Source organism: Pseudomonas sp. GZJR-8 (assembly GCF_002916705.1).
GTDB classification, from domain to species: domain Bacteria; phylum Pseudomonadota; class Gammaproteobacteria; order Pseudomonadales; family Pseudomonadaceae; genus Aquipseudomonas; species Aquipseudomonas synxantha_A.
The window spans coordinates 204,510-230,265 of sequence record NZ_JXSI01000011.1; the positions used below are offsets into that span (position 1 = coordinate 204,510).

A 25,756-nucleotide genomic window follows, 5' to 3' on the forward strand; every position below is an offset into this window, starting at 1 on the left:
TGAAGGGTAGGGCACAAGAGCGAGGCTGCGCAGATGCAGGGAAATTCCCGGCAGTGTAGGAGGTTGTTCGCAGCTTTAAAAGCGCGGCCGGGGGTAGCGATAGCATTGATCCACTCTGCGTGCCGACAGAGTTCATCCCGCTGACGCTAAAACCCGAGTGTCAGCGACCTCAGCTTGCGCTCTACAATGCTGTCAAAATGGCTTGCCAGTTGCTCACAGCGCTCGGATGTCAGCCCCTTGCAGCAGGTTATTCCCAGAACAAACCCCTGGGCTTTGGCCCCCCCTTTTACTGCAAGAATCATCGACCCCGCGAGTTCGATCTCGCGAAGGAGTCTGTCAGCCTGTCGCTTTATGGGGCCGGGCAAATCGTTGAAGGCTTCTTTCATGGCTTGTCTCCGCAGCATTCATTACACACAAGACATCTGAGGCGCTAACGGCCTCTTCTTGTAGCATCGACCGAAGGAAGGTTGCGGAGTTTCGCAGTGGGCCGGTAGGAAGCGATGACGTGCAGCCTGTTACAGTTTTCAGTGGCGCTACGGCTTACTTGTGCAGCCACTCGGCCTGTAGCTGCACGAAGTTCTCCTGCAACCATTCAATGAATACCTGCACCTGCGGCGCCAAGTGAGTACGGCTCGGGTACAGCAGCGACACCGGGCGTGGGGCAGGCCGATAGGCGTGCAGGATTTCCACCAGCGCGCCGCTGTGCAGATGTTCTGCCACGGTGATGCCGGGCGCCTGGATAATGCCGAAGCCCGACACGCCGCACTGCACGTAGGCGTTTGACTCGGTGACGGTAATGCCCGCTTGACTGACCAGGGTTCGATTATGACCCTTGACCGAGAAATGCCACGGCAATATACGGTTGCTTTGGCCGGACAGGAAGTTGACGCCTCGATGGCCGGCCAGCGCTTCAAGGGTGTCTGGGTGGCCATGGGCACGCAGGTAGTCGGGGGCCGCGCAGGTCACCATGGTTGCCCGGGCGATGGGACGAGCGATGAGGCTGGAGTCAGGCAAGTTACCTATGCGCAACGCACAATCGATACCTTCGCCAACCAAATCCACGGCCCGATCAGTCACGCCCAGCACCAGGTTGATGCCGGGGAAACGGTCGGTGAAGCCCTTGAGACTATCAATGAATTTCATTTGTGCGAAGGCGGTCGGGATATCGATCCTCAGACGTCCCGCGAGCGTCGCCCCGGTGCGGTCGAACATGCTGGTGGCGGCGCTGATATCCGCGAGAATGTCCTGCACGCGTGCGTAAAAGCGTTCGCCCTCGGCAGTGAGGGCGACTTTGCGGGTGGTGCGCTGGAACAGGCGTACGCCCAATGATGCCTCCAGCTCCTGGATATACCGGGTGACTTGGGGGCGACCGATGTTCAGTGATTGCGCGGCCTTGGTAAAACTGCCGAGCTCCGCCAGCCTGGCGAATAGGCGCATTGATTCGAGTAATTGCATGACAGCCCTGAATGTGATTGTTGTCTCAGGATAGAACAAAGCTGTCTTTTTCTGCGTATTTATTGCGCGCCGCCGCTGGCCAATGATGAGCCCCTGGCAAACCGATTGCGGTTTGCGGGTATTACCTGCATTTGGAGACTCATCATGAAAGCGTGGTTATTGAAAGACTTCGGCCTCGACAACCTGCAACTGGGCGAAGTAGCCACCCCACAACCGCAGGCTGGCGAGTTGTTGGTCAAGGTCGGGGCCGTCTCGCTGAACTATCGCGACAAGGCCATCGTCGACGGCATTTATGAACCGCATAAAGTCCCCAAACCATTGATTCCAGTGAGTGATGCGGCCGGCACCGTGGTAGCGCTGGGGGATGGGGTGACTCGCTTCAAAGTCGGCGACCGGGTCAACTCCCATCTTTATTCACGCTGGCTGGATGGCGCGCCTGGGCCGCACGAACCGGATTACTGCTTTGGCTCGCCGCTACCGGGCGGATTGGCTGAGTACATGATCATCCACCAAGACAGCGCTGTGGCTGCACCTGCCAACATGAGCGATGAAGAGGCCGCGACATTGCCTATCGCGGCGCTCACTGCCTGGTATTCGCTGGTCGACTTCGGCCAGATCCAACCGGGGCAAACCGTGCTGGTGCAAGGTACGGGCGGGGTGTCGATATTCGCCGTGCAAATCGCCACCGCGTTGGGTGCGAAAGTGATTGCAACCTCAAGCCGCGATGACAATCTACAGGCCGTGAAACGCCGGGGCGCGGTCGCTGGCATCAACTATCGAACCACTCCGGACTGGGCTGGCGAGGTACTGAAACTCACCGACGGCAAGGGTGTCGACCTGTTGCTCGACGTGGCTGGCGGCAGCGGCGTCAACCAGTCAGTGGCAGCCACCAAGGCATCCGGGCGGATTGCGCAGATCGGCTTTTTGACCGGTCAGACGGCGGCGCTTGATTTGATGCCGCTGATCTTTCGGCAGACAACCCTTCGCGGTATTGCGGTAGCACCTCGGTCATCGTTCGACCGGATGAATGAATTCCTCAACCAACACGATATTCGCCCTGTTATCGACCAGGTGTATCCGTTTGAGCAGGCACGTGAGGCTTACGCGCATTTGGCGAAGGGTGCGTTTGGGAAGATAGTTATCAAGGCGGGTTAACCGACCTTGATCACTGCAATGAGCACGTCTGTCGCCAATGCGTGAGCGGCATTTACGCTGATATTCGGGTTGACGGATCAAGGATGAAACCTGCGCCCCAATGCATCCAGGCGCACCGCAATCGGCGGCAGGCGTTCGCTGCTGCGGGCCAGGGTTTCCACATCGTCGGCAGTGCTTTGGGCGATGCTCTGCACCGACTGCAAGCGCTCGACGATCTCCAGGTTGGCCGAGGTCTGCTCGCGGGTGGTCGCGACGATGTGGCCGTTAAGTTGATCGATATGCGCGATGTCCTCGCCGACCGCCCGGAGCATCTGCACCGCCAATTGGCTGTCTTGCACGCAACGCTCCACGCCTTCGCGGCTGGCGTGCATGGCTTCGACGGCCTCGCGGCTGCCATGCTGCAGGCCCTCGATGATGGTTTTGATTTCCTGGGTGGAGAGGGCGGTGCGCTGTGCCAGGCTGCGCACTTCGTCGGCGACCACGGCAAACCCGCGGCCTTGCTCGCCGGCGCGGGCGGCTTCGATGGCCGCGTTGAGGGCCAGCAGGTTGGTCTGGTTGGCGATGCTGCTGATCACTTCCAGCACCGAGCCGATTTGCTCGGCCTGCACGGCCAACGATTGCACGGTGGATTCAGTGCCGTTGATGCGTGAGGCCAACTGGCTGATTTCAAGCTGGGCGCGGCCGACGCTCTCCTGGCCGCGAACAATTTGCTGACTGGCTTGGCCGGCGTGTTCCACGGCTTGTTCGACTTGCACCGTAATGTGGCCCATGGCGTCTTCCATGCGCTGCATCGAACCGTTCATTTCGCCGATCTGCACCAGTTGATGCCGCGCACCTTTTTCCAGGGTGCCACTGGCGCAGGCCAGTTCCTGGCCGAGTTGCCCCAGGCCGTGGGAGTCGCGGGCGACACCGTCGATCAGGTGAGTCAGTTGTTGCAGGAAGTGATCGAAGCGCTTGGCCAGGGACACGCGCACCTTGTCTTCACCCTGCGCGCTTTGCTCGGTGAACTGTGAAGTTACAGCGAGCATCTTCTCAAGCATTTCCTGGCTTTCGACAGCTTCCGCCTGGCTGTGGACCGCCAGGTACAACAGGGCCACGGTTTCCATCAGCACATAGAAGGCGTGGACGAAGATCATCGTCCAGCCGCCGTGATGCTCCATCACAAACACCTGCAAACCCTGGTGCTGCAGCGCATGGAACACCAGGTGGTGCACGGCGATGGTCAGCGCCGCCACCAGGATCGGCAGCCAGTCACGGTAGAAGGTCAACACCGCCAACAGCGCGAAAATACCGAAGTGGGATTCGATCACCCCGTGTGCCTGGTTGATGTGCAGCGCCGCCATCACCATCAAGCCGGCGCCCAGTGCGCAACGCATCACGCGGGTGCCGCCGATGACACGGTAGAGCGCCGTCAGCACGATGCCGGTGCCGCCACCGACGATCAGCGCCTGGAGCAAGGTGCCATGCCAGAACGCCAAGCCCAGGGAGAACAGGAACATCAGCCAGATCAATGCCAGCATGATGCGGTCGGCTTTGCGATAGTGCTCCTGAAAGCGTGTGCGAAGGGGCATTCACGGTTACTCCATGTAGTGATGCCAGCAACCAAGCATGTGGCGTGCCACGATGGCCGCTGGTCGATAGCAAGTCAGGTGCAGCGTTTTTTACCGGATCAGATCCGGCAATCGGTTATCGGCAGGAGGGAAGGGGACTTGAGTGGGAGGGCGCAGGCCCTCCCACGGTACAGCCTGGAATCAGAAGCTGTACTTGGCGGTCAGCATCATGTTGCGTGGGCTGCCATAGGAGTCGCCGCCATAGTCCACATCGTTGGAAATGGACTGGTAGTACCGGCGATCGAAGATGTTGTTGGCATTGACTTGCAGGTCCAGGTGTTGGTTGACCCGGTAGCCGGCCATCAGGTCGGTGACGGCGTAACCGCCTTGCTTGAGCCGGTAGGTGCTGCCATCGGCCAGCTTGATGTCGTTGTACATGCGGCTCTGCCAGGAGATGTTGCCGCCGACCCGGAGTTTTTCCAGCGGGCCCTGGAAGTTATAGCGAGTGGTGACTTTGAACAGGTGTTCCGGGGTGTCGGTGTCGAACTGCTTGTTGACCTTCTGCGGGTTGGCGTCGTCCTTGATCGTGTGGGTTCGCGCGTAGGTGTAGCCACCGCCGACTTGCCAGTTCTCGGTCAAGGCACCTTGCAGTTCGAAGTCGATGCCCTGGCTGCGGATTTCCCCCGAGGCCTGGTTGCAAGAGGCCTGTGGGCAGTTCGGCACAACGATCTGCACGGCGCGGTTTTCCTGGTCAACGCGGAACAGCGCCACGCTCGCATTCAACGCGCCCCCCAGGTATTCGCCCTTGAGGCCGATTTCATAGTTCTTGCCGACGATGGGCTTGAGCGGGGTGCCGGCAGTGCTCTTCTCTTTCTGTGGCGTGAAGATGTCGCTGTAGCTTGCATACACCGAGTGCTGGTCGTTCAGTTCGTAGATCAAGCCGGCGTAGCGGGTGAGGTTGCGGGTAACCTTGTAGTCGCCGTCGCCATCACGGTTGTCATAGTCATACCAGTCCAGGCGCCCGCCAAGGATCAGCTTCAACGGGTCGGCCAGGCTCAGGCGCGAGGTCAGGTAGAAACCGTCCTGGGTGGTGACTTCACGAGCGTTGTTGGTGCGGGTGAAGTTCGGTTTGCCGGCATTGATCGGCCAGTTCATTTCATACGGGCTGTAGTTATGAGTGGTCATGTCGTAGATGCGCTTGCTGGCGCCCACCACCAGCTCATGAGTGCGCCCGAACGCCTCGAACGGGCCGCTGGCAAAGGCGTCGACGCCGGCCTGGTTTTCATCATAGCGGGCCTGATACACCGTGCGGGCGAGGGTCTTGTTCGTCCAGCGCGATTGGTAGGAGCCGGAGAACAATGCGTCCTGTTCGGAATAATTGGCGTTGACCTGCAGGCTCCAGTCATTGGCCAGGCGCTGGCGCAGCTCGGCGAACACCGTGTTGATTTCCTGGTCTTTGTTTTCCCAGTCGGTGCCGGGGTTGTAAGAGCGCGACAGGTCCAGGTGACGGCCATCCAGGCCGACCATCGAAGCCCCCCAGAAGTAGTTGGTCTTGTCCTTCTGGTTCGAGTAGCCGAGGGTGAGAGTGGTGTCTTCGCTCAGGTCGGCTTCGGTGACGGCGTAGAACAGGCCGTGATCCTGCTCGGCCTTGTCGATAAAGCTGTTGGCGTCGCGGTAGGACGTGACGACGCGACCGCGCCAGGTACCACTGGGGTTGAGTGGGCTGGAGGCGTCGAATTCGCCACGGTAGTCATCCCAGCTGCCGGCGGCGCCGGTGAGGGTGACTTTCTGTTCGTCCAGGGGCCGCTTGCGGATCAGGTTGATGGCTGCCGAGGGGTTGCCCGCGCCGGTCACCAGGCCGGTGGCGCCGCGCACCACCTCGACACGGTCGAACATCGCCAGGTTTGGCTGGGCGCCCACCGACGCGCCGTTGTAACCGCTGGGGATACCGTCATACATGAGGTTGTCGATGTCGAAACCGCGAGCGGTGTAGCTCTGGCGGCCAGGCCCGTTGGAGTAGTTGAGGAACAACCCGGGCGTTGCGTTGACCACGTCGTTGATGCTGGTCATGGCCTGGTCATCCATGCGCTGGCGCGTAATCACCGTGACAGCTTGTGGGGTTTCACGCAGGGTCAGCGGCAGTTTGGTTGCAGTCTTCATCGAGCCGGTGGTGTATGACTCGCTGCCTTCAGTGGTTGCGCCAAGCTGCTGGCCCGACACCTGGGTGGCGCCCAGCTCAATGGTGGCCGGGGCTTCGGCGTCGGCGGCCAGGGCCGCTTGTGAGGTTGCTAGGCAGATCGCCATCGCCATTGAGCTGGGTGAAAAAGCGTTGCTGACGCGTTGTTGCACAGACATGGATATAGGGCTCCCAAAGGCCATCCGTGGCGAATAAAAAATCTGTTGATAATTATTCGCATCAGTGTGGCAGATCCAAGCTCTGGGAAAAAGTCTTACACGGCCGTGTAGGAGCGAGCAAGCTCGCTCCTACAGCGGTTTCTGGGTCAGAAATCCATTCTTACGCCGAGCGTCCCATGGCGGCCGTTGAAGCTATTGCTGTCCAGGTTGCGGTCATAACCGACTTCACCGTACAGGCTGATGCCCTGGGCAACTTGCAGGGTTGCCCCGAGGCTGGCATCCATCGTGGTGGATTTCTGTTCGGTGTCTATACGCGTCACATCGTTGAATATCACACTGTTGTCCCCAGCGCTGGAATGCCAGACATTCGCACGCACATAAGGCTGCAGCGGCAGGCCATTAACGGTGTAATCGCCGCGCAAGCGCACACCCAGGCGCGTAGTGACGTTGGTATCGGCGTCATAGGACACGTCGGAAATACCGTCGTTCTGGCTATCGAGCTTGGTTTTGCCGACGATCAACTGCGCCTGGGGCTCCAGAATCCAGCGAGCACTCAGCGCGAACGGCCAGCCCACTTCGGCGGAGGCGGTAACGTTATGCCCGCGGGTTTTCATCTTGACGCCACGCGCTGACTCGTCGTTGCCATCAAAGCGGGTGCCCATCAACACCAGGTCAAGATAAGCCTGGTTGGCGCCGATCAGTGTCCAGTAGACCCCCAGGCTATCGCCGCGCAAGGTGGTTTTGCCGGCGTCCTTGTTCTCCCAGCCGCCGTTGAAGCCTTTTACATTGCCTTTGAGGCGACTGTGACCGACAAAGAACCCAAGGCGCTGCAACAGGCCGTTGTCCAGCAGGCTGGCGAACACATCGGTGCCGACCTGGAACCCTGTCAGCGAACCGTCCAACGTAGGGTTGACCGCACCGGCGAGACTCTGGCGGCTGCTGCTGCCGTAGACCCGGCCCCAACCTGCCGGCATGACGCCGGTTTGCTGTTGCCGGCTCTGATCGCCCATGCGCTCGTGATACGTGCCGAGCATGCCCTGCACGATTTGCTGCGCGGCAGGAAACAACACAGAGTACAGCGGATAGATCGGGACCTCCTTGTCAGTAGGGTTAGACGGCAGGGGCGGGGTTCCAACCACCGGCTCAGGCACTGGCGTGACCGGCCCTTCAGGTTCGGGCAGCGGTGTGACCGGAATCGTGGAGCGCAGGTAATAACTCTGCTCGGTTCCAGCCGTGCCCGCGCCTTTGAACAGGTAGTAGTCAAACGCCCCGGCCGTTACCGTATTGCCCAAGGTAAAGGCAGTGCCAGGCCCGCTGGCGCCATTGAGCGCCTGCACTACCTGGATGCCGTCTTGTAACGTCGCCGCGCCGGCGCCCCCAAGGTTGGTAATCAACAGGGTGGTGTTGCCCTGCAGTGTGCCGTTGCTGACCACCAGTTTGTCGCTGGCCGAGTCGTCTGCTCCCAACACGGTTTGCAGCGCCAGACGCCCGCCGTTGCCGGTGTAGTTGCCGTTGATGGTCAAGGTGTCACGGGCGGTGGTGCTGCCAGTGACCATGTCGAGGGTGCCGCTGTTGGTCACGTTGACCAACTGGCCGGCGGTAAACGGATTGATCCCGCCCGTGTTGACCAGCAGCGAACTGGTGCTATCAATGAGCAGGGCGCCGGTGCCAGTCTCGCTGTCCCCCAGAGTCAACGTCCCGCCCAGGTTCATTTGTGAGCCGTTGTCCAGGCGAATGCTTTCCCAGTTGGCAAACAGGCCGGGATCAGCGGTTTTGGTGTTGTCCAGGGTCAAGGCGTCAATCCCCACGCCACCATCTATCAGTTGCGCCGCCGCCACTTGCTCAGCCACCAGCCCCTGAAGCAGCGCCGTATCGTCGCCGGCCCCCATTAACACGGAGGAATGCAGGTTGCCGCCGGACCAGATAAATTCATCGTTACCGAAGCTGAGCAACACTTGCCCGTTAACCTCACCACCGGAAATGATCACCTGATCGTCACCGCCGCTGACGCTGATATTGCCGCCCACGAACGCGTTGTTTGAAATCAGGATGGTGTCTTTGCCGAAGCCGGTCACCAGGTTGCCGATGATCCTGCCACCAGACATATCGAACCGGTTGTCATCGAGTTTCATGTTGACCCGGCCGATGGTGCCGCCGGTCATCGTCGCATCGTCGCCGTCGTCGAAGCCGCCGGTGATGATGCCGTCGCTCATGTTGAAGACGTCCAGGCCGTCGCCCTGCTCCAGCGAGGCAATGGTGCCGCCGCGCATGTCAAAACGGTCGATCCCCGAGCCCTGGTTGACAGCGCCTGCCTGGCCCCCGGAAATCTCCACCCCATCAGCGCCCGCGCCTTGGCTGATGGATCCGGTGATACTGCCCTGGTTGAGCTGGAAAATGTTATTGCCATCACCCTGGTTGAGGTTGCCATCGATGCCCGCGCTCGGGCCGTTGACAACCACGTGATCATTGCCGCTTCCAAAGATCACATTCCCGCTTACTCGACCCGTGGCGGTGAGTTCGAGGGTGTTGTCGCCGCCGGTATCGGTAAAGCCCGGCGCGGTGGCGCTGTCACAACTGGAGGTGTCGTTGCCTGGCGTGTTGTTGACCGTGCACGCTGCATACGAGGCAAACGGCGATGCCGTCAGAATAATCGCTGAGTACAACAAAGAAGTTATCCGTGTGCGCATGATCCGTCCTCGCTTGAGCACAATGATGTCCCGTCGCCCGGTACAGCGGGCGCGGTTCAAAACCATGGCAACAACGAACGCGATACGGATCAGGGACTACGAGTTACCTGCATCTGAAAACACCGGGCAATGCAATGGGTTGGCATGGCTTTCTCGACTGCACCTCAACTGGCGCAGCACTTGTCGCACCTTAGTTGCAGATCGAAAAGGCCGCCACTGTAAAACCTGACAGGTATAGACGAGCCAACGCCTAGGTGAACACGATCTCGTAGGGTTCGCGCATACGCTCAAGCAACACTTGGGCGAGCATGGGCGGCAAGCCTATCTGCGGGTCGCCGACCAATTGGCTGGCATAGGCATGGGCAGCGTGCAGTTTGCGCGCCACGCTCCAGGTGTCCAGGCGCACCTTGCGTGCGCGTTGCCAGGGAATCACCGCACCCTCGCGTGCCGGCCAATGCCAGGCCCAGATCGCCAGTTCATACAGTCGCGCGCCCACCAGGCTACAAGCTTTTGCACTCGCCCGACCGACTGCATCGTGGTCGTCATTACCGTCATTGCGCCAGGTGGTAAACACCACGTCTCCAGGTTGCAAGTAGCGCGCAATGAACTGGCTCATCGGCTGCTCGTGGGCAGCTAGCGCGTCGTCGCAAAAACCACCGCGAATCCATTTGAGGCTGTGCAACGGCATACCGAGGCGGCGCAAGGCCTCGGCGCTTTCCTGGGGACGCACTACGCTCAAGCGCCTGGCCGGCCACACCTGGGAGCCTGGATGGCTGGCGCTGCCATCGGTAATGGAGATCAATTTCAGCGGATGCTCGCGCGTGCTGAGCAGTTGCAGCAAACCGCCGCACGCCAGGACTTCATCGCCAGGGTGGGGCGCTATCACCACAACCCGGGCACCGGGCGGCACCAGGGTAGCCAGTGCGATGCAGGGGATTTGCGCCAACTGCGGCGCGCTGTTCCAGATTTGCGCGGGGCCGCGACGGCCTTCGCTTGAGGAGGCAGGCTTCATGGGGTGTCACGTCCTTGTCGGTGGGTAATGCTCTTGACTTCAGCGCAGGCTCCGCTGCGGTGAGTGCACGGCATTCCAATCCTGGGATGCTATGCAAGGCACTCTCAGCATAGACAAGGATGTGTCACAGGTTTGTCGTTTTTTTACGAAACCATCATCAGGCTTTTCAGGTAATCGCCGAAACCTCCCTGGGCGCGGCAATCCAGGCGTGCGCTGGTGACCACTTGCGGCGCATGGCTCCAGGCAATGCAAGCACCGCAACGTTCCAGTTCGCGCACCAATTGCACATCCTCGTGGCACGCCAGCGGTTCAAAGCCGCCGGCCTGCACATAGGCACTGGCACTCACGCCCAGGTTGGCGCCATGGATGTGCCGATGGCCATCACGCGCCTGGTAAGCCTGGTGATAACGAATCTGCGCCGCGGGGTCAAACCCCTCACTCCAGGCGTCCACGGTCACGGTGCCACACACCGCGTCACAGCCCAGGGCCAGTTGAGCCACCAGCCAGTCGGGGGCCACGCGGCTGTCGGCGTCGGTACAGGAAATCCAGCGCGCACCCTGGTTCAACAAGTGCCGTGCGCCGACGCCTCGGGCTCGCCCTACGTTGCGTGCCTGCACCTGGACACTTTGCACATCATGCGCCTGGGCGATCGCTGCACTGGCATCGCTGCAACTGTCGAGCACTACCAGGATCTGCACCGTTTCCCCGTGCAACCCCGGATGGTTGGCGGCGATCTGCGCAGCCCTCAGGCAGTCATCCAGCAGCGCTTCTTCGTTGTGCACCGGAATCAAGATGCCGATCATCGCAACCCCTCATGGCGCGCGACCGAGGTGCCATCGCGGCTCCACAAATCGAGCAGAAAATCCTTGTCATGGTGCTGTACCAGCGGTGGCATACCCAGTCGGTGCTGGAGCAGGGCGTGCACCTGTTCGGCGGTTTGCGGGCAACCGTCAATGGGCGGGCGCCAGTGGCAGGCCAGGAGTTGGCCGTTATCGGTCAAGGCCGCCAGGGCGTGATCGATCAGACGATTCAGATCATTTACATCAAGGTAGTAACAAAGCTCGCTCAACACGATCAGTTCGAACTGACCCGCGGGCCATTCATGGGGCAGCCGGCGCTGTTCTACATGAGCATGAGCAAACGCGGTCAGGCGCGTCTGTGCCAGTTGCACGGCGGCGCTAGCGGTGTCGCAACACAGCAGGCGCTCACAACGGGTTGCCAGTTCGGCGCTCAGCTCGCCGTTGGCACAACCAGGCTCGAAGATCGAGGCATAGTGCGGTCGGGTCAGCACGGCCAGGGTCAGTGCGCGCTTGCGTTGTTCGTACCAACGCTGACGAAACGCCCAGGGGTCGTCGTTACCAGCAAACAGTTGATCAAAGTACGGGGTGGCCACACTCATACAAACACCACTTCAAAAGGTTGCAGCAAGCGTTCCACTACGTAGGGTGCCAGCACCGGCGGCAGGCCGACCTGCGGGTCGCCCTCCAACTGGCTGGCGAACGCGTGGATCGCGTGGCGTTTGCGTGCCACTTGCTCGGGCGTCAATGCAATCTTGCGCGCCCGATGCCAGGGCACCCGGTGGTCTTCGGCAGTCGCCCAGTGCCAGGTCCACACCGGCAGTTCGCACAGGGTGGCGCCGACAACCTGGGCCGCTTTGGCGCTGGCACGGCCCACCGCTTCGTGGTCGCAATGGCCATCCTCGCGCCAGGTGGCGAACACGATGTCGGTGGGTTTGAGGTGACGCTGGATGAACTCGCACAGTTGGGCTTCGCGCTCGGCCACCTTGCTGTCGGTAAAACCGCCGCGCAGCCACTTCAAACTGTGCAACGGCAGGCCCAGGCGGTGCAGGGCCTGGGCCGACTCCTGCGGGCGCACCACACCCAGGCGTGCCACCGGCCAGCGTTTGGAGCCGGGATGGCTGGCGCTGCCGTCGGTGACGGAGATCAACAGGATTGGGCGCTCCAATACGGCCAGACCTTGCAGCAGGCCACCGCTGCCGAGCACTTCATCGTCCGGGTGCGGTGCGATGATCACCGCGCGGTGCCCCTGCGGTACCAACTGCGCGGCGCTGATGTGCGGCAACTCGGCCAGCCGTGCCGAGGTTTGCCAATGATTGAGTGGGGTGCCCTGGCCGACAATCGGATTGGGTTTCATAGCTGCCACCGTCCCGAGTCGTCGCCGGTGACCAGTTCGCCAAGGGCAGCCAGGTCGCGTTCGGCATGGCTTTGCCGCACATACACCGGCAAATCTGCCATCAACCGGGCAAAGTGCGGGTCTTTGCAGTAGGGGCCGGCGCCTACCGCATGGCCGACATGACGCATGACCTGCTCGACGGTGTCTTCAATACATGCGCGTGCCTGTTGGGCAAGTTGCCTGGCATCGGCGCGAGGCTCGCGGTCTATCTGCTCGGCGCTGGCGCGTAGTACGCAAGCGGCGCTGTTCAGTGCGCTGTCAACTGCCCCCAAATGGGCCAGCGCGTGAGGCTCCGAGCGTTGCGCACATTGGGTGCGCAGCGCTTCGCCCAGGCGTTGCGCGCCGCCATACCAGCACGCGGCGATACCGACTCCGCCCTGCCAGAAACCGGGGCGCGACAGGTAATCACCCGGCCCGCCCACCGCGATACCCCTGGCCGCGTTGAACAGAACGTCAACGCTGCCGGTGGCAGCCATGCCTACCGCATTCCAACCCTCGTCCGACACCGTGACGCCGGGTTGATCCATCGCCACGGCCACCAGCTGCTGCCGATCATCCTCGTCCCAGGCAGTCAGCAAGCCGTGGCTGACCACCGCCGCGCCGGAACACCAGGCTTTGCGTCCATCGACGATCAGCCACTGACCGTCGCGCCGTACGCGCACCTTGGCTGCGGGTGGTTCGGCCGCCCACATGCCCCACGTACTGCCAAGCGGCGGCGCGGGGCTGTCGAGTTCGGCCATGATCGCCAGCGCGTCGGTATGACCTTCGAACAACTTGCACAGGCGCAAGTCATGGCCGGCCACCTGGGCCAGCCGACTGAAGCGGGCCAGGGTTTCGCCGCTGCCCGGCAGCGGCAGTTGATCGAGGCCTTCTTCCTGAAGTGCCTTCAGTGCCGTACCCAGGGCGTACGTATCCGCGTAGCCCCGGTAGCCCTGAAGGAAACTGTGCAACGCCATTTCACACCTCGTCTTCACGCTGCAGTTCAAACAACAGCAATGAGCGGCCGGTCACGGCGTACTCATGCTCAAAGTCAAAACGCTCCTGGCCGCGTATCGCCGGCTCATTGGTATCGAGCATGCACGTCCAGAATTCACCCTCCGGCACCGGCGGCAGGCGGAAATTGACCATGTCATGGTGGGCATTGACCACCAGCAACAGCGTAGCATCGGCACCCGCCCGGCGGATCCCGGTTTCCTGGGCGCGGCCATCCATCAACATGCCCAGGCAGCGACCCTGGCTGTCTTCCCATTGCTCGGTGTTCATTTCGTTGCCATCGGGCGCCAGCCAGGTGACGTCTTTTACGCCGATGTCTTCGTTGTAGTCGCCGACCAGGAAGCGTCCACGACGCAGAATCGGGTAGGCCAGGCGCAGCTTGATCAAGCGCTTGACGAACTTGAGCAGGGCCTTGCCGTCATCGTCCAGGTCCCAGTTGACCCAACCGATTTCGCTGTCCTGGCAGTAGGCATTGTTGTTGCCGTGCTGGGTGCGGGCGAACTCATCACCGGCGACGATCATCGGAGTACCCTGGGCCAGCAGCAGGGTGGCGAAGAAGTTGCGCATCTGGCGCAGGCGCAGTGCGTTGATCTCAGGGTCGTCGGTCGGGCCTTCGACACCGTGGTTCCACGACAGGTTGTTATTGCTGCCGTCCTGGTTGTTTTCGTCGTTGGCCTCGTTGTGCTTGTCGTTGTACGAGACCAGGTCGTGCAAGGTAAAACCATCGTGGGCGGTGATGAAGTTCACCGAGCTGTAAGGCCGGCGCCCACGATGGTTGAACATCTCGCCCGAGGCGGTCATGCGCCCGGCAAAATCCGCCAGTTGGCCGTCGTCGCCTTTCCAGAACGCACGCACGGTGTCGCGGAAGCGGTCGTTCCATTCCACCCAGCCTGGCGGGAAGTTGCCCACCTGGTAGCCGCCGGGGCCGCAGTCCCAGGGTTCGGCAATCATTTTCAACTGGCGCAGCACTGGATCCTGGCGGCAGGCGACCAGGAAGCTGTGGCGTTCGTCGAACCCGTCGCGGTAGCGGCCCAGAATGGTTGCCAGGTCGAAGCGGAAACCGTCCACATGCATCTCGGTGGCCCAGTAACGCAGGGAGTCGGTGACCATTTGCAGCACGCAAGGGTGGCTCAGGTCCAGGGTGTTGCCGGTACCGGAGTCGTTGATGTAGAAGCGCTTGTCGTCGGGCATCAGGCGGTAGTAAGAGGCGTTGTCGATGCCGCGCATGGACAGGGTCGGGCCGCGCTCGTTGCCTTCGGCGGTGTGGTTGTAGACCACGTCCAGAATCACTTCCAGCTTCTGCTCATGCAGGTGCGCGACCATTTCCTTGAACTCGGCGATCTTGCCGCTGGCCAGGTAGCGCGGGTCGGGGGCGAAGAAGGCAATGCTGTTGTAGCCCCAGTAGTTGGTCATGCCTTTTTCCAGCAAGTGCTGGTCGTTGACGAAGGCGTGCACCGGCAGCAGCTCGACCGAAGAGACGCCCAACTGGCGGATATGTTTGAGCACATCGTCTTCCATCAAGCCGGCGCAGGTGCCGCGCACGGACTCGCCCACCGAAGGGTGGCGCATGCTGATGCCGCGCAGATGGGTTTCATAGATGATCGTGCGGTCCCAAGGCACCCGTACGGGTTGATCGTTGCCCCAGGTGTGTGCCGGGTCGATAACCTTGCACTTGGGCACGAAGGGTGCGCTGTCGCGCTCATCGAAGCTGAGGTCGTCATCCGGGTGGCCGATGGTGTAGCCGAACAGCGCCTCCGACCATTTGAGTTCGCCCACCAGTTGCTTGGCGTAGGGGTCGATCAGCAGCTTGTTGTGGTTGAAGCGATGACCATTGGCCGGGTCGTACGCGCCGTACACGCGGTAGCCGTAGATCAGCCCGGGGTGGGCGTCGGGCAGGTAACCGTGGAAGATCTCGTCGGTGTATTCGGGCAGTTCGATGCGCTCCAGCTCGACTTCGCCGGTGTCATCGAACAGGCACAACTCCACTTTGGTGGCGTTGGCCGAAAACAGTGCAAAGTTGACGCCCAGGCCATCCCAGGTGGCGCCGAGCGGGAAGGGCAAACCTTCACGAATCCGCGACGGTTCATGATCCGGCGTCGCTGTGGTGTTCTCGGGTTTGCTCATGGTGTTGCTCCTGCAAGGGGTCTTTTCTCGGGCCGAACGCGGCCGTGCTGACGGTGTTTCAGCAAAGGACATGGACGAAAAAGGGCCTGCAGCCTGGGATAACGGCTGCAGGCCCGAGAAATCATGGGGCGGGTGGTTTTGGCTTCTTCGGGGCGGTCGGTTTTTTCGCCGCGGGCTTGGCGGCTACCGGATTGGGTTTGGCGGCCGCCTTGGGCGCGGTTTTCGGCTTGGCGGCAGGCTTGGGCTTGCTGGGCGTCAGCGCCTCGGCTTCGGCCAGTTTGCGCGCCATCTCCCAGTGGCGATCGTGCGCACCGTCCGGCTTGCCTTCAGACTCCCAGATCTGATGCGCCAGTTCGCGAATACGTTTGTCTTCTTTACTCATCACAAACTCCTCACAGAAAATGTTCAGCTTTCTTGATTATCAGGATTGATAAAGACATTGACCGGGAGATCCCCCAGGGCAGCGCTGATCAACAGCTCCTTGTTGGGTGTGACTGCGCCTGTTTGAAAAAGTCCCTTCCAGTTTTGTGTTGTGGTGGCGAACGGTAATTTCACCCGGGTATCGCCCCACACCTGCGCATTGATGTGGGGAAATACACCGTTTTCCAGCAATGGATAAGGCCAGCGCGGCACCACCACCAACAGCTGTTGGCCCTGGTGCTCACGGTAAAACGCAACCACGCGCTCCGCGTGCCGACCCACCACTTCGAGCGGCGTATAGCTGCCTTTGCGAAACAGCTCGGGACAGGCTCTGCGCGCGTTCAGCACCTGGGCGATCAACGCTTGTTTGATACGCCCATCGCGCCAGTTGAACAACAGCTCACCGATGTCGGGTGGGGTATCCAGGGCACGCTGGCGTGCATCGAAATCCACCGGGCGTCGGTTGTCCGGATCCACAAGGCTGAAGTCCCAGAACTCGTCGCCCTGGTACACATCCGGTACACCCGGCACGGTGAGGTGAAGCAAAGTTTGCGCCAGGCTGTTCAGAGCGCCGGAGGGGGCGATGGCTTGAGCGGCGCTGTCGAGCGCATCGCGCAGCGCTTGGCCGGCTTCGCTGAGCAGTAGACGCTTGAGGAAGCGCTCGACACCCTGCTCATAGGCTTCGTTGGGCGCGCTCCAGCTGCTTTGTAACTTGGCTTCGCGCAGGGCTTTCTGTTGCCATTGCCAGAGCCGTTGCTGGTAAGCCTCAAAGTCCGGGTTGTGCTCCAGCGGCCAACTGCCGAGCAGCACCTGATACAGGATCAGCTCATCACCCGCCGAGGGGCTGTCGGTGCCCTCGCGCAAAGGCGCGGCGAGGTTGCGCCAGTGTTCGACCTGTTCGGCATACCAGGGCGCGCACTCGCTGAGCACCGCCAGGCGTGCGCGGGTGTCTTCGCCGCGCTTGTGGTCATGGGTGGCGGTGGCCAGCAGATTGTTCGGGAAGGTAGCGAGGCGCTGTTGATTGGCCTGGTGAAAATCTGCCAACGGCGCACTGAATTGTTCGGTACTGAAGCCCACGTCGTTACGCGACAGCAATACGGCCGAGCGATAGAACGCGGTGTCTTCCACGGCCTTTGCTGCGGCGGGTGATGTCAGCTGCTGGAAGCGCACGCAGGCATGTTTGAGGATCTTGCGCTCACGGCCCACCGGGCGATTGCGCCAAGGCTGGCCGCCCAACCATTTTTCCAGGTGCTCAAGCACCGGCCAGTCGCCTTCGTTAAGGGTACTGCGCGCACCGTCCATGGCCTGCTGGAACACTTTGTCGTCGGCGGTGCTGCGGCCCCTGGCACTGATGTAGGTGCGGTACACCGGGAAATGCACAATCAGCTCCTGCAAGGCCCGACGGATCGCACCCAGGGTCAGGTCGCGGGTCATCACATCATCGCGGGCCACTTGCAGCAGGGCCTGGGCCACGCTTTCGAAGTCGCCGCCCAACGAGCCATTGAGGATTTGCTGGCGCGCCAAGCGGGCTTCGTCGATAAACGCCGAGGACCGTTCGCTGTGGCGCGTCCACAGGTCGGCCAGCGGAGCAAAACCGTCAGGATGGTGTTGCAGCAACGACAGTTGATTCATGAATTCGTAGCCAGTGGTGCCGTCCACTTGCCAGTCTTCGCGCAGGGTTTCGCCTTCGCCGAGGATCTTCTCCACGAAGATCGGCAAATGGCGCTGTGGCGACAGCGCGTCCACGCGGCGGCGCAGTTTGCGGCAATAACCACGTGGGTCGGCCAGGCCGTCGATATGGTCGATGCGCAGGCCATCGATCAAGCCCGCGCCGATCAGCTCGAAAATCTTGCCGTGGGTGGCTTCGAACACTGCCGTGCGCTCCACGCGCAGGCCGCCCAGCTCATTGACGTCGAAGAAGCGCCGCCAGTTGATGTCGTCTGCGGCGGTGCGCCAACTGGCCAGGCGGTAGGTCTGTTGCTCAAGCAGATGATGCAAGCGCTCGAAACCCTCAGGCTGGCGACCATCGAAAGCGGCCAGCCGTTGCTTGATGGCCGGTAAGACCTCGGTGGCGCGTTCGGTCAGCGCCTGCTTGAGCCTAGCGGCTTCGGTGTAGGCATCGTCCTGATAGGCGAGGGCGGCGAAACGCTCGGCCAGCGGTTTGAGCACCTCATCGCCGCCCAGGATCAAGGCGTAGTCCCGTGGGCAGATCGGGAAGCGATGCTCGTAATGCTCGGCGTAGAAGCTGCCGTGAGCGGCGTCGAACTTGAGCGTCAACGCTCCGCTCTGCAAGGCTTCGCCGTAATCGCTGCCCAGGAACGGCATCAGCAATTGGCCTTTGAGCAACGGGTCGGGCGAGTGCCACTGGATGTCGAAAAACTCGCTGTAGGGGCTCAAGCGCCCCCATTCCAGCAGGTCCAGCCACCAGGGGTTATCCGCGCCACCCACGGCCATGTGATTGGAAACGATATCCAGGATCAGGCCCATGTTGTGTTCACGCAGGATGGCGACCAGGCGACGCAATGCTGCCTCGCCACCCAACTCCGGGTTGACGCGGGTGGGGTCGACCACATCGTAGCCATGCATGGAGCCGGCGCGGGCGCTCAGGAGCGGCGAGGCATACAGGTGGCTGATGCCCAGTCGGGCAAAATACGGCACCAGCGGCACCGCATCATCGAGGGTAAAGCCTTTATGAAATTGCAGGCGCTGGGTGGCGCGCAGGGGCAGTACGTTCATCGGTCACGCTCATAGGCTTGGTTGCGCGCCACGGCCAACAGTTCGAGGCGGCGCGCAGCACTGTCGTGGTCGAGCAGGCTGGCGGCCTCGCCTGGCAAGCGTCGGCGCCAGTTGGGGTGGGTATCGAGGGTGCCGGGCAGGTTGGCTTGCTCTTCGATGCCCAGCGCGTCCTCCAGCGGCAGCAATACCAGTGGCGCACGGGTGTGGCCGAGGTAGCGCACGCTGGCGTCGATCACGTGGTCGGTGTCGTTGCGGATCTCATCGACAAAGTTCTGCGGGTCCTGGCTCAAGGCCTGACGCAGTGCATGACGTTCGCGCAGACGGTGTTCGCTCCATTGCTCCACGGTGGGAGGGTCGATCAGGTCGAGCTGGATATTCCACTCGATATCACGGCTGTGCCACCAGCCATTGAGCGTGGGCAGGTCGTGGGTGCTGGTGGTGGCCAAGGCGTTGTCGGGCCAGTCAAGAATCGGCGTGAACCGGCCTTCGTGGTCCTGTTCGAACAGCAATACGCGCATACCCAGAATCGAGCGGGCGCTGAGCTTTTCACCCAGGCCCTCGGGCACCGTACCCAGGTCTTCACCGAGGACGATGGCCTGGTGGCGGTGCGATTCCAGCGCCAGCAAACGCAGCAGGTCGTCCACGGGGTAATACAAGTAGGCGCCTTCGCGGGGCGAGGCACCCAGGGGGATGACCCACAGGCGTTGCAGGCCCATCACATGATCGATGCGCAAGCCACCGGCATGGGCGAAGTTGGCCCGCAGCATTTCGATAAACGCACGGAAGCCATTGCGCTTGAGACCTTCCGGGGAGAAGGCGGAGATGCCCCAACCCTGGCCTGCACGGTTGAGAATATCCGGCGGTGCGCCAACCGTGAGGTCGGCCAGCAGTTCATCCTGGCGACTCCATGCCTGGCTGCCGCCACCGTCGGCACCCACCGCCAGGTCGGCAATCAGGCCGATGCCCATGCCGCTGCCACGGGCGGCCTGTTGCGCGCGCGCCAGGCTGCGGGCGATCAACCATTGGGTGAAGGCAAAGTAGCCGATCTCATCGCGGTTTTCTTCAGCAAACTGCGCCAGCGCCGGGCTCTGCGGCGTGCGCCAGTCTTCGGGCCAGTGGCGCCAGTCGAGCTCTTCGCCGGCGGCGGCACGTTGCGCTTGCACGGCTTCGAAGCGGCAGTGGTTTTCCAGGGCCTCGCCGCCGGCCTGGCGGAAGCTCTGGAAGTCGGCATGTTGCGGATGTGCGCCGTGGCGGAAGTCTTCATACAGCGCACGCAGCAGGCGTTGCTTGGCCTTGGCTGCGGTGGGCCAGTCGATCAGCGTGAGTTGCTCCAAATCCCGCAGTTCGTCGGTCAGGCCGACGGCCTCGGTAGCGTCGCGCACTTCACGCTCGCCAAGGATGCAGGCGGGCGAGGCGTACAGGCTGTTGAGAAACAGGCGGCTGGACGGTGAATAAGGGCTGAAACGTTCGGTGTCGGCGCTGAACATTGCGTGCATGGGGCTGATCGCCACCGCGTCGGCACCGCGCTCGGCCGCCGAGCGCACCAGATGCTCCAGGGCCAGGGTGTCCCCGAAGCCACCATCGCCGCGGCGACGCAAGGCATACAGCTGGGCACTCAAGCCCCAGGCGCGAGCGGGACGGCTGTCCACCGCGTCGGCCACGCTGTAGCAGTGGCTGGGCGCAACGGCCAGGGTGAAGGTTTGCCCATCGATATGCACCTGGTGGTAGCCGAGGGCAATCACCCCGGGCAGCACCGCATTGCCGTCCAGGCGCAGCTCCAGGGTTTCACCACCTTCCAGGCTGACGCGACACGGGGTGTCCGGGGCGAAGTAGCGCGCCAGGTCCAGGCTTGCGCCGCTGTCGATGGTGATCAAGGGCGGCAGGTGCGTGTCTTGTTGCACCTGCTCCAGTTCCTGCAGGCTGGCGTCGATCTCGGCGTCGGTATCGGCCGGGTGCCCCAGCCCTTTGAGAACGGCGCGCAAGGCCTCGGGCTGCACGTGTTGCGGGCGACCGTTGGCATCGATCCAATCGACGGCCAGGCCCGCGCGACTGGCGAGTAGTTCCAGGTTCGCTTCGCTCAAAAGTGTTCTCCGGCAGGTGATAAGCAAACGCGTGCGCTCAACGGTGGTAACTGCGTACCTTGCTGGGCAGGCGTCTGGAAAATGATGGGGTGTGGCGCGGGGTGATCCAGACGCTGTTCGCTCAGGTTCAGGTCGATTTGCAACAGGCTGCCGTTGCCCAGGCGCCAACGCGCCGTGACAGCTCCCTCGGCCATCACCTGCGCGCCCAAGGCCACAGTGCCCGGCAAGTGCGGCACTATGTGTTGGTGACGCAGGCTCAACAGCTGACGATAGAGCTGGGTGTGCTCGTTCTCGACGAAGGAGGGCGCCGATTGCGCAAAGGTTTCCAGTGCGTTGGGATCGGGAATGCGTTCGCGTTGCTCGGGGTCGTGAAACGCCGCGAAATCGGCGAACTCGTTGCGCCGGCCTTCGCGCACCGCCTCGGCCAGTTCGCCGTGATGGTCGGTGAAAAACAGAAAGGGTTCGGCCGCATTCACCTCATCGCCCATGAACATCAGCGGAATCATCGGGCTGAGCAGCAATAGAGCCGTCGCCGCGTTCAGCGCCTGGGGCGAACACAGTTGGTGCAGGCGTTCGCCCAAGGCGCGGTTGCCGATCTGGTCGTGGTTCTGCAAAAACGCCACGAAAGCGCTGGGCGGCAGATCTGCACTGGGTTCGCCGCGTGCATGGCCGTGGCGGGTAGTTTCGCCCTGATATATAAAGCCCTCGCCCAGGCAACGCGCCAGTTTGGCGGTGGGCTGTTCGGCGAAATCGCTGTAATAGGCGTCGGTTTCACCGGTCAGCAGCACGTGCAGCACGTTATGAAAGTCATCATTCCACTGGGCGTTGAAATCTTCCTTAAGCAGGCTGGCCTGGTTCAGCTCGTTCTCCAGCACCAGCCAGACGTGCCGGTCGTCGTGCACCTGCTGACGCACGCGGTGTGCCAGTTCCTGCAAGAACCCGGGATTATCGATGGCGTGTACCGCATCCAGGCGCAGGCCGTCGAAGCGGTATTCCAGCAGCCACATCAGCGCGTTATCAAGGAAGAAATCCCGCACTTCACGGCGCTCGAAATCGATACCGGCGCCCCACGGGGTATGCACGTCCTCCTGGAAGAACCCCGTGGCGTACTGGCCCAGGTAATTGCCATCGGGCCCGAAGTGGTTGTAGACCACATCGAGCATCACCGCCAAACCATGGGCATGGGCAGTGTCGATCAAGTGCTTGAGCTGCTCGGGCGTACCGTAGTCGGCGTGCGGTGCGTAGGGCAGCACGCCGTCATAGCCCCAGTTGCGTTCACCGGGGAACTGCGCCAGTGGCATCAACTCGATCGCAGTGATTCCCAGCTCAGCCAGACGTGGCAGGTGCTTCTCGACTTCGGCGTAGCCACCCATGGCGCCCACATGCAGTTCGTAGATCACCGCGGTGTGCCAAGGGCGGCCTTGCCACTGGGTATGGCGCCATGGGTAAGCGTTGGGGTCGACCACTTGGCTCCAACCGTGCACGCCCTGGGCCTGGGCCCTGGAAGCGGGGTCGGGAACCGCCTTTTCCCCATCGATGTTAAAGCGGTAGAGCGTGCCGGCAGGGCAGGCTGCTTCGACTTCGAACCAGCCATCCGCCTGGGGCAGCAGGGTGATGGATTTACCGTGTTGCAATTCAACGCTGACATAAAAAGCGTCTGGCGCCCACAAGGCAAAACGCGTGTGTTGCGCGTCCAGCATGATTGCGCCGTGGGGCCAGGTGTCCAGAGTCCGTAACGGCATCTATGAAGACCTCCCGGGTTGGTTCAAGTGGCTATTTGGTTGGTTTCCCCAAGGCCTTGGCCACCAGTTGTTCGTAGAGCTCGGCGTAGGGTTCAACCGCCTGGCACCAGTTGAACGGTTGTGTCATGGCGCGGCTGCGCATGGCGTTGAGCAGGCCGGGGAAGGCGAATACCTTGAAGGCACGGCGCAGGGCTTCTTCGTAGCTTTGCACCGTCGACTCATTGAACAGGAAACCGGTGACGCCATCTTCAATGGTGTCCGCCAGGCCACCGGTGTTCCGCGCCACCGGCAACGAACCAAAGCGTTGCGCGTACATCTGGCTCAGGCCGCAAGGTTCATAGCGCGAGGGCATCAACAGGAAGTCGCTGCCGGCAAACATGCGACGGGCATCGGTCTCGTTGAAGCCGATGCGCACGCCCACCTGGCCCGGGAAGCGCAGCGCCAATTCGCGCATGGCCTGTTCCTCTTCGGGTTCGCCACGGCCGATGATCGCGATCTGGCCACCGTTTTCGACGATAAAGCCGGCGACCGCTTCAGTCAGGTCCAGACCCTTCTGATAAACCAGGCGTGACACCACGGCGAACAGCGGGCCGTTGGACGCGTGCAGTCCAAACAGCTCGCGCACATGGGCGGCGTTTATCGCCTTGCCTTCCCAGTCGCCGATATTGAAATTGTGGGTCAAGTGCGTATCGGTGGACGTTTCCCAGCTTTCGTCGATGCCGTTGGGAATCCCGCTGAGCAGACCTTGTTGAGTCTTGCTGGCAAGAAAGCCATCCAGGCCACAGCCGAATTCCGGCGTGGTGATTTCCTGGGCGTAGGTGGCGCTCACGGTGGTGATGTGGCTGGAATACGCCATGCCCGCCTTGAGGAACGACATCTTGCCGTAGAACTCCATGCCTTCCTGTTGCAGGGCGTGGGGTGGGATGCCCAGTTCGGGCGTCGACGCCAGGCTCACCACACCCTGATAGGCCAGGTTATGAATGGTGAACAGTGTTGGTGTGCGTGACCCACGCCAGTGCATGTACGCCGGCGCAAGGCCCGCGGGCCAGTCATGGGCGTGCACCAGGTCGGGGCACCAATGGATCTGTGCCAGGTTGGCGGCCATGTCGGCGGCGGCCAGGCCCAGGCGGGCGAAGCGAATATGGTTATCCGGCCAGTCGCGGCCGTTATTGGCGCCGTACGGCGTGCCTTCACGCTCATACAGTTCGGGGCAGATCAGCACATAGATGACCAGGCCGTCCGCCAGGTCCATACGCCCGATCTTGCACGGCGGCAGCGCCGCGTGGCCGCCCAGCTCACCGACGATATGAATCGGATTGTCGCTTTCCATCACTTGCGGGTACCCGGGGATCAGCACCCGCACATCGTGCAAATGCGCCATGGCGCGGGGCAGGGCGGCGGACACATCGCCCAGGCCACCTGTTTTCACCAGGTCGGCGAACTCGGAAGTGACGAACAAGACTTTCTTTCGATTCGGATTCTGACTCACGATCGGCCGCACAGTGTTGGGCAGGTCGACCAAAGACGTTGGCCCCCCTACCGGCTGACTAAAACGCTCTCCCTGAGTATCTACTGCGGCACTGATCATAATGCACTCCCATTTGTTGGTTCGCTAATGGCCCGCTGCCATCAGCTCCAAGTGGCCGCATCCTGCGGCCAGGCACACCAGCGCTATACAAGCTGGCAAGGCGTATGCCAGTTGCAACGTCGGCTGAAAAAGATTGGATGAACGGGCATTCGGCGTGAAACGCTCGTGCACGTCCTTACCTAAAACTTGACCTGAGGCGGAGTTGGAAAGTTTAGATTTTTTGCGGGGTTTTTGTTTTGGAACGGACCCATCGGTCATGAGTCTAGGCCAGATCCCAGAGCCTGCAGGGTTTAGCGCGGTTTTTTGTAGGACAAAATAAATCTAACGATATGCAGCGTGTTCTCTGTAGGAGCGAGCTTGCTCGCGAAAGACTCACAGACGCCGCGTTTATTCAAGAAACATGCTTTATCGTTGACGATTTTCGCGAGCAAGCTCGCTCCTACAGGAAGGCAGGGCCGCACCTTTTTGATGCGTCAGCCCAGCACGCGGATGGGCACGCCATCGGCCCAGGCCTGAATGTCTTCAATCATCTGTTGATAGAACTGCCGGTAATTGTGCTCACTCACATACCCCACGTGTGGCGTGGCCAGCACATTGGGCAAGCGGCGAAATGGATGATCAGTCGGCAGCGGTTCCTGGGCATACACATCCAGCGCCGCCCCGGCCAGGCGGCCACTGCTCAATGCCTGCACCAGCGCCTGCTCATCCACAATCGGCCCGCGCGCGGTGTTCACCAGGTGCGCCGTGGGCTTCATCCACGCCAAAGCCTGGGCATCCACCAGCCCACGGCTGCGCTCACTGAGCACCAGATGGATGGTGAGGATATCCGCCTGTTCAAACAACTCGCGCTTGCTGACCCATGTCACGCCTGCTTCAGCCGCCCGTTGCGGCGTGAGGTTTTCGCTCCAGGCGATCACCCGCATACCGAATGCCTGGGCGAACGTTGCGACTTTCTGGCCGATACTGCCCAGGCCGAGCACGCCCAGGGTCTTGCCATGCAGGTCACCGCCCAGGCCCACCTGCCATCCGCCTGCGCGCAGCGAGTTGGCTTCGGCCAGCAGATTGCGCGCAGAGGCCATGATCAGCGCCCAGGTCAGTTCCGGCGCCGCGTGTTTATAGCTGTCGGTGCCGCACACCTGGATACCCAGGGCCTTGGCGGCGGTAATATCGATGGCGGCATTGCGCATACCGCCGGTGACCAGCAATTTGAGCTTGGGCAACTCTTGCAGCAGGGCCTGGTTGAAGGTGGACCGTTCGCGCATGGCGCAAATCACCTTGAAGCCCTTCAAGCGTTCAACCATTGTCGCCGTATCAGCGGGGTAGTCGTGGAGAAAATGTACCTGACCCACGCCGTCCAGCGCCGACCAATCCACCACGTCACTGGCGACGTTCTGCCAATCATCTATCACTGCGATCTGTATCGACATGCCATGGGCCTCGAAATCAAAGGGCATTCATACCCTGCAACAGCGCTTTATGAAACTGCTCCGGTTCTTCCATCTGTGGCGCATGGCCCAGGCCGGGGAATTCCACCAGTGTGGCGTGGGGAATCAGCTTGGCTACCTGCTTGCCCAGCACCTGGTAATTGCCAATCCTGGCCTTGACTGCCGGCGGCGCCACATCTTTGCCGATGGCTGTGGTGTCGCTGGTGCCAATTAGCAACAG

19 protein-coding genes are annotated in these 25,756 nt (G+C 61.7%); 1 reads left to right on the forward strand and 18 read right to left on the reverse strand.

Annotated features, from left to right (window positions below; translation table 11 throughout):
• Positions 1-146: 146 nt before the first annotated feature.
• Together TK42_RS20895 and TK42_RS20900 are read right to left on the reverse strand one after the other, a co-directional pair.
• A complete protein-coding gene (locus TK42_RS20895) occupies positions 147-386 on the reverse strand; it encodes a hypothetical protein (RefSeq protein WP_032880922.1) in 240 nt (79 codons plus the stop codon).
• A gap of 154 nt (positions 387-540) precedes the next feature.
• Positions 541-1,455, reverse strand: a complete 915-nt coding sequence (locus TK42_RS20900; protein WP_103735035.1) for a LysR family transcriptional regulator — start codon at positions 1,453-1,455, stop codon at positions 541-543.
• A gap of 144 nt (positions 1,456-1,599) precedes the next feature.
• Between TK42_RS20900 and TK42_RS20905 the strand changes: the two genes are divergently transcribed.
• A complete protein-coding gene (locus TK42_RS20905) occupies positions 1,600-2,610 on the forward strand; it encodes an NAD(P)-dependent alcohol dehydrogenase (protein ID WP_103735036.1) in 1,011 nt (336 codons plus the stop codon).
• A gap of 77 nt (positions 2,611-2,687) precedes the next feature.
• Here TK42_RS20905 and TK42_RS27275 read toward each other — a convergent pair whose 3' ends face one another.
• From TK42_RS27275 to TK42_RS20985, 16 genes are all read right to left on the reverse strand, one after another.
• Positions 2,688-4,181: a methyl-accepting chemotaxis protein gene (locus tag TK42_RS27275; protein ID WP_103735037.1), complete on the reverse strand. Its 1,494-nt coding sequence runs from the start codon at positions 4,179-4,181 to the stop codon at positions 2,688-2,690.
• Positions 4,182-4,361: 180 nt separating this feature from the next.
• The gene (locus TK42_RS20915) at positions 4,362-6,515 is read right to left on the reverse strand and encodes a TonB-dependent siderophore receptor (RefSeq protein WP_103735038.1); all 2,154 of its coding nucleotides are present in this window, start codon (positions 6,513-6,515) and stop codon (positions 4,362-4,364) included.
• Between the two features lie 146 nt (positions 6,516-6,661).
• Complete coding sequence (locus TK42_RS20920; protein ID WP_103735039.1) at positions 6,662-9,202, reverse strand: autotransporter outer membrane beta-barrel domain-containing protein; 2,541 nt, start codon at positions 9,200-9,202, stop codon at positions 6,662-6,664.
• A gap of 250 nt (positions 9,203-9,452) precedes the next feature.
• Positions 9,453-10,214: a PIG-L deacetylase family protein gene (locus TK42_RS20925; RefSeq protein WP_032880929.1), complete on the reverse strand. Its 762-nt coding sequence runs from the start codon at positions 10,212-10,214 to the stop codon at positions 9,453-9,455.
• A gap of 143 nt (positions 10,215-10,357) precedes the next feature.
• Positions 10,358-11,017, reverse strand: coding sequence for a glycosyltransferase family 2 protein (locus TK42_RS20930; protein ID WP_103735040.1), 660 nt, complete (start codon positions 11,015-11,017; stop codon positions 10,358-10,360).
• A complete protein-coding gene (locus tag TK42_RS20935) occupies positions 11,014-11,613 on the reverse strand; it encodes an SAM-dependent methyltransferase (protein ID WP_103735041.1) in 600 nt (199 codons plus the stop codon). The genes TK42_RS20930 and TK42_RS20935 overlap by 4 nt, the downstream gene beginning before the upstream one ends.
• Positions 11,610-12,368 carry a PIG-L deacetylase family protein gene (locus tag TK42_RS20940; protein ID WP_103735042.1) on the reverse strand — a complete coding sequence of 253 codons (759 nt, stop codon included), beginning with the start codon at positions 12,366-12,368 and terminating at the stop codon, positions 11,610-11,612. Before TK42_RS20940 ends, TK42_RS20935 begins: the two co-directional genes overlap by 4 nt.
• Positions 12,365-13,363 (reverse strand): acyl-CoA dehydrogenase family protein, encoded by a 999-nt coding sequence (locus tag TK42_RS20945; RefSeq protein ID WP_103735043.1) that lies wholly within the window; start codon positions 13,361-13,363, stop codon positions 12,365-12,367. The genes TK42_RS20940 and TK42_RS20945 overlap by 4 nt, the downstream gene beginning before the upstream one ends.
• Position 13,364: 1 nt before the next feature.
• Positions 13,365-15,524, reverse strand: a complete 2,160-nt coding sequence (gene glgX, locus TK42_RS20950; protein WP_005788025.1) for a glycogen debranching protein GlgX — start codon at positions 15,522-15,524, stop codon at positions 13,365-13,367.
• Between the two features lie 121 nt (positions 15,525-15,645).
• A complete protein-coding gene (locus tag TK42_RS20955) occupies positions 15,646-15,906 on the reverse strand; it encodes a DUF2934 domain-containing protein (protein WP_005788027.1) in 261 nt (86 codons plus the stop codon).
• 23 nt (positions 15,907-15,929) lie between these two features.
• Positions 15,930-18,680, reverse strand: coding sequence for a malto-oligosyltrehalose synthase (locus tag TK42_RS20960; protein WP_103735044.1), 2,751 nt, complete (start codon positions 18,678-18,680; stop codon positions 15,930-15,932).
• Positions 18,677-20,761 carry a 4-alpha-glucanotransferase gene (malQ, locus tag TK42_RS20965; RefSeq protein WP_103735045.1) on the reverse strand — a complete coding sequence of 695 codons (2,085 nt, stop codon included), beginning with the start codon at positions 20,759-20,761 and terminating at the stop codon, positions 18,677-18,679. Before malQ ends, TK42_RS20960 begins: the two co-directional genes overlap by 4 nt.
• Positions 20,758-22,503: a malto-oligosyltrehalose trehalohydrolase gene (gene treZ, locus TK42_RS20970; RefSeq protein WP_103735046.1), complete on the reverse strand. Its 1,746-nt coding sequence runs from the start codon at positions 22,501-22,503 to the stop codon at positions 20,758-20,760. Before treZ ends, malQ begins: the two co-directional genes overlap by 4 nt.
• Before the next feature lie 31 nt (positions 22,504-22,534).
• Positions 22,535-24,091, reverse strand: a complete 1,557-nt coding sequence (gene glgA, locus TK42_RS20975; protein ID WP_005788034.1) for a glycogen synthase GlgA — start codon at positions 24,089-24,091, stop codon at positions 22,535-22,537.
• A 473-nt stretch (positions 24,092-24,564) separates the two neighbouring features.
• Positions 24,565-25,518 carry a D-2-hydroxyacid dehydrogenase family protein gene (locus tag TK42_RS20980; RefSeq protein WP_103735048.1) on the reverse strand — a complete coding sequence of 318 codons (954 nt, stop codon included), beginning with the start codon at positions 25,516-25,518 and terminating at the stop codon, positions 24,565-24,567.
• A 16-nt stretch (positions 25,519-25,534) separates the two neighbouring features.
• Positions 25,535-25,756, reverse strand: a 222-nt coding sequence (locus TK42_RS20985) for an alpha/beta fold hydrolase (protein WP_218276556.1), incomplete at its 5' end; no start/stop codon positions are given.

Coding starts and splice junctions, on each gene's coding strand:
- TK42_RS20945 (WP_103735043.1), bottom strand. CDS start 13,363: ATGGCGTTGCACAGTTTCCTTCAGGGCTACCGGGGCTACGCGGATACG.
- glgX (WP_005788025.1), bottom strand. CDS start 15,524: ATGAGCAAACCCGAGAACACCACAGCGACGCCGGATCATGAACCGTCG.
- glgA (WP_005788034.1), bottom strand. CDS start 24,091: ATGATCAGTGCCGCAGTAGATACTCAGGGAGAGCGTTTTAGTCAGCCG.
- TK42_RS27275 (WP_103735037.1), bottom strand. CDS start 4,181: ATGCCCCTTCGCACACGCTTTCAGGAGCACTATCGCAAAGCCGACCGC.
- TK42_RS20955 (WP_005788027.1), bottom strand. CDS start 15,906: ATGAGTAAAGAAGACAAACGTATTCGCGAACTGGCGCATCAGATCTGG.
- TK42_RS20980 (WP_103735048.1), bottom strand. CDS start 25,518: ATGTCGATACAGATCGCAGTGATAGATGATTGGCAGAACGTCGCCAGT.
- TK42_RS20895 (WP_032880922.1), bottom strand. CDS start 386: ATGAAAGAAGCCTTCAACGATTTGCCCGGCCCCATAAAGCGACAGGCT.
- treZ (WP_103735046.1), bottom strand. CDS start 22,503: ATGCCGTTACGGACTCTGGACACCTGGCCCCACGGCGCAATCATGCTG.
- TK42_RS20930 (WP_103735040.1), bottom strand. CDS start 11,017: ATGATCGGCATCTTGATTCCGGTGCACAACGAAGAAGCGCTGCTGGAT.
- TK42_RS20960 (WP_103735044.1), bottom strand. CDS start 18,680: ATGAACGTACTGCCCCTGCGCGCCACCCAGCGCCTGCAATTTCATAAA.
- TK42_RS20905 (WP_103735036.1), top strand. CDS start 1,600: ATGAAAGCGTGGTTATTGAAAGACTTCGGCCTCGACAACCTGCAACTG.
- TK42_RS20915 (WP_103735038.1), bottom strand. CDS start 6,515: ATGTCTGTGCAACAACGCGTCAGCAACGCTTTTTCACCCAGCTCAATG.
- TK42_RS20935 (WP_103735041.1), bottom strand. CDS start 11,613: ATGAGTGTGGCCACCCCGTACTTTGATCAACTGTTTGCTGGTAACGAC.
- TK42_RS20940 (WP_103735042.1), bottom strand. CDS start 12,368: ATGAAACCCAATCCGATTGTCGGCCAGGGCACCCCACTCAATCATTGG.
- TK42_RS20900 (WP_103735035.1), bottom strand. CDS start 1,455: ATGCAATTACTCGAATCAATGCGCCTATTCGCCAGGCTGGCGGAGCTC.
- TK42_RS20920 (WP_103735039.1), bottom strand. CDS start 9,202: ATGCGCACACGGATAACTTCTTTGTTGTACTCAGCGATTATTCTGACG.
- TK42_RS20925 (WP_032880929.1), bottom strand. CDS start 10,214: ATGAAGCCTGCCTCCTCAAGCGAAGGCCGTCGCGGCCCCGCGCAAATC.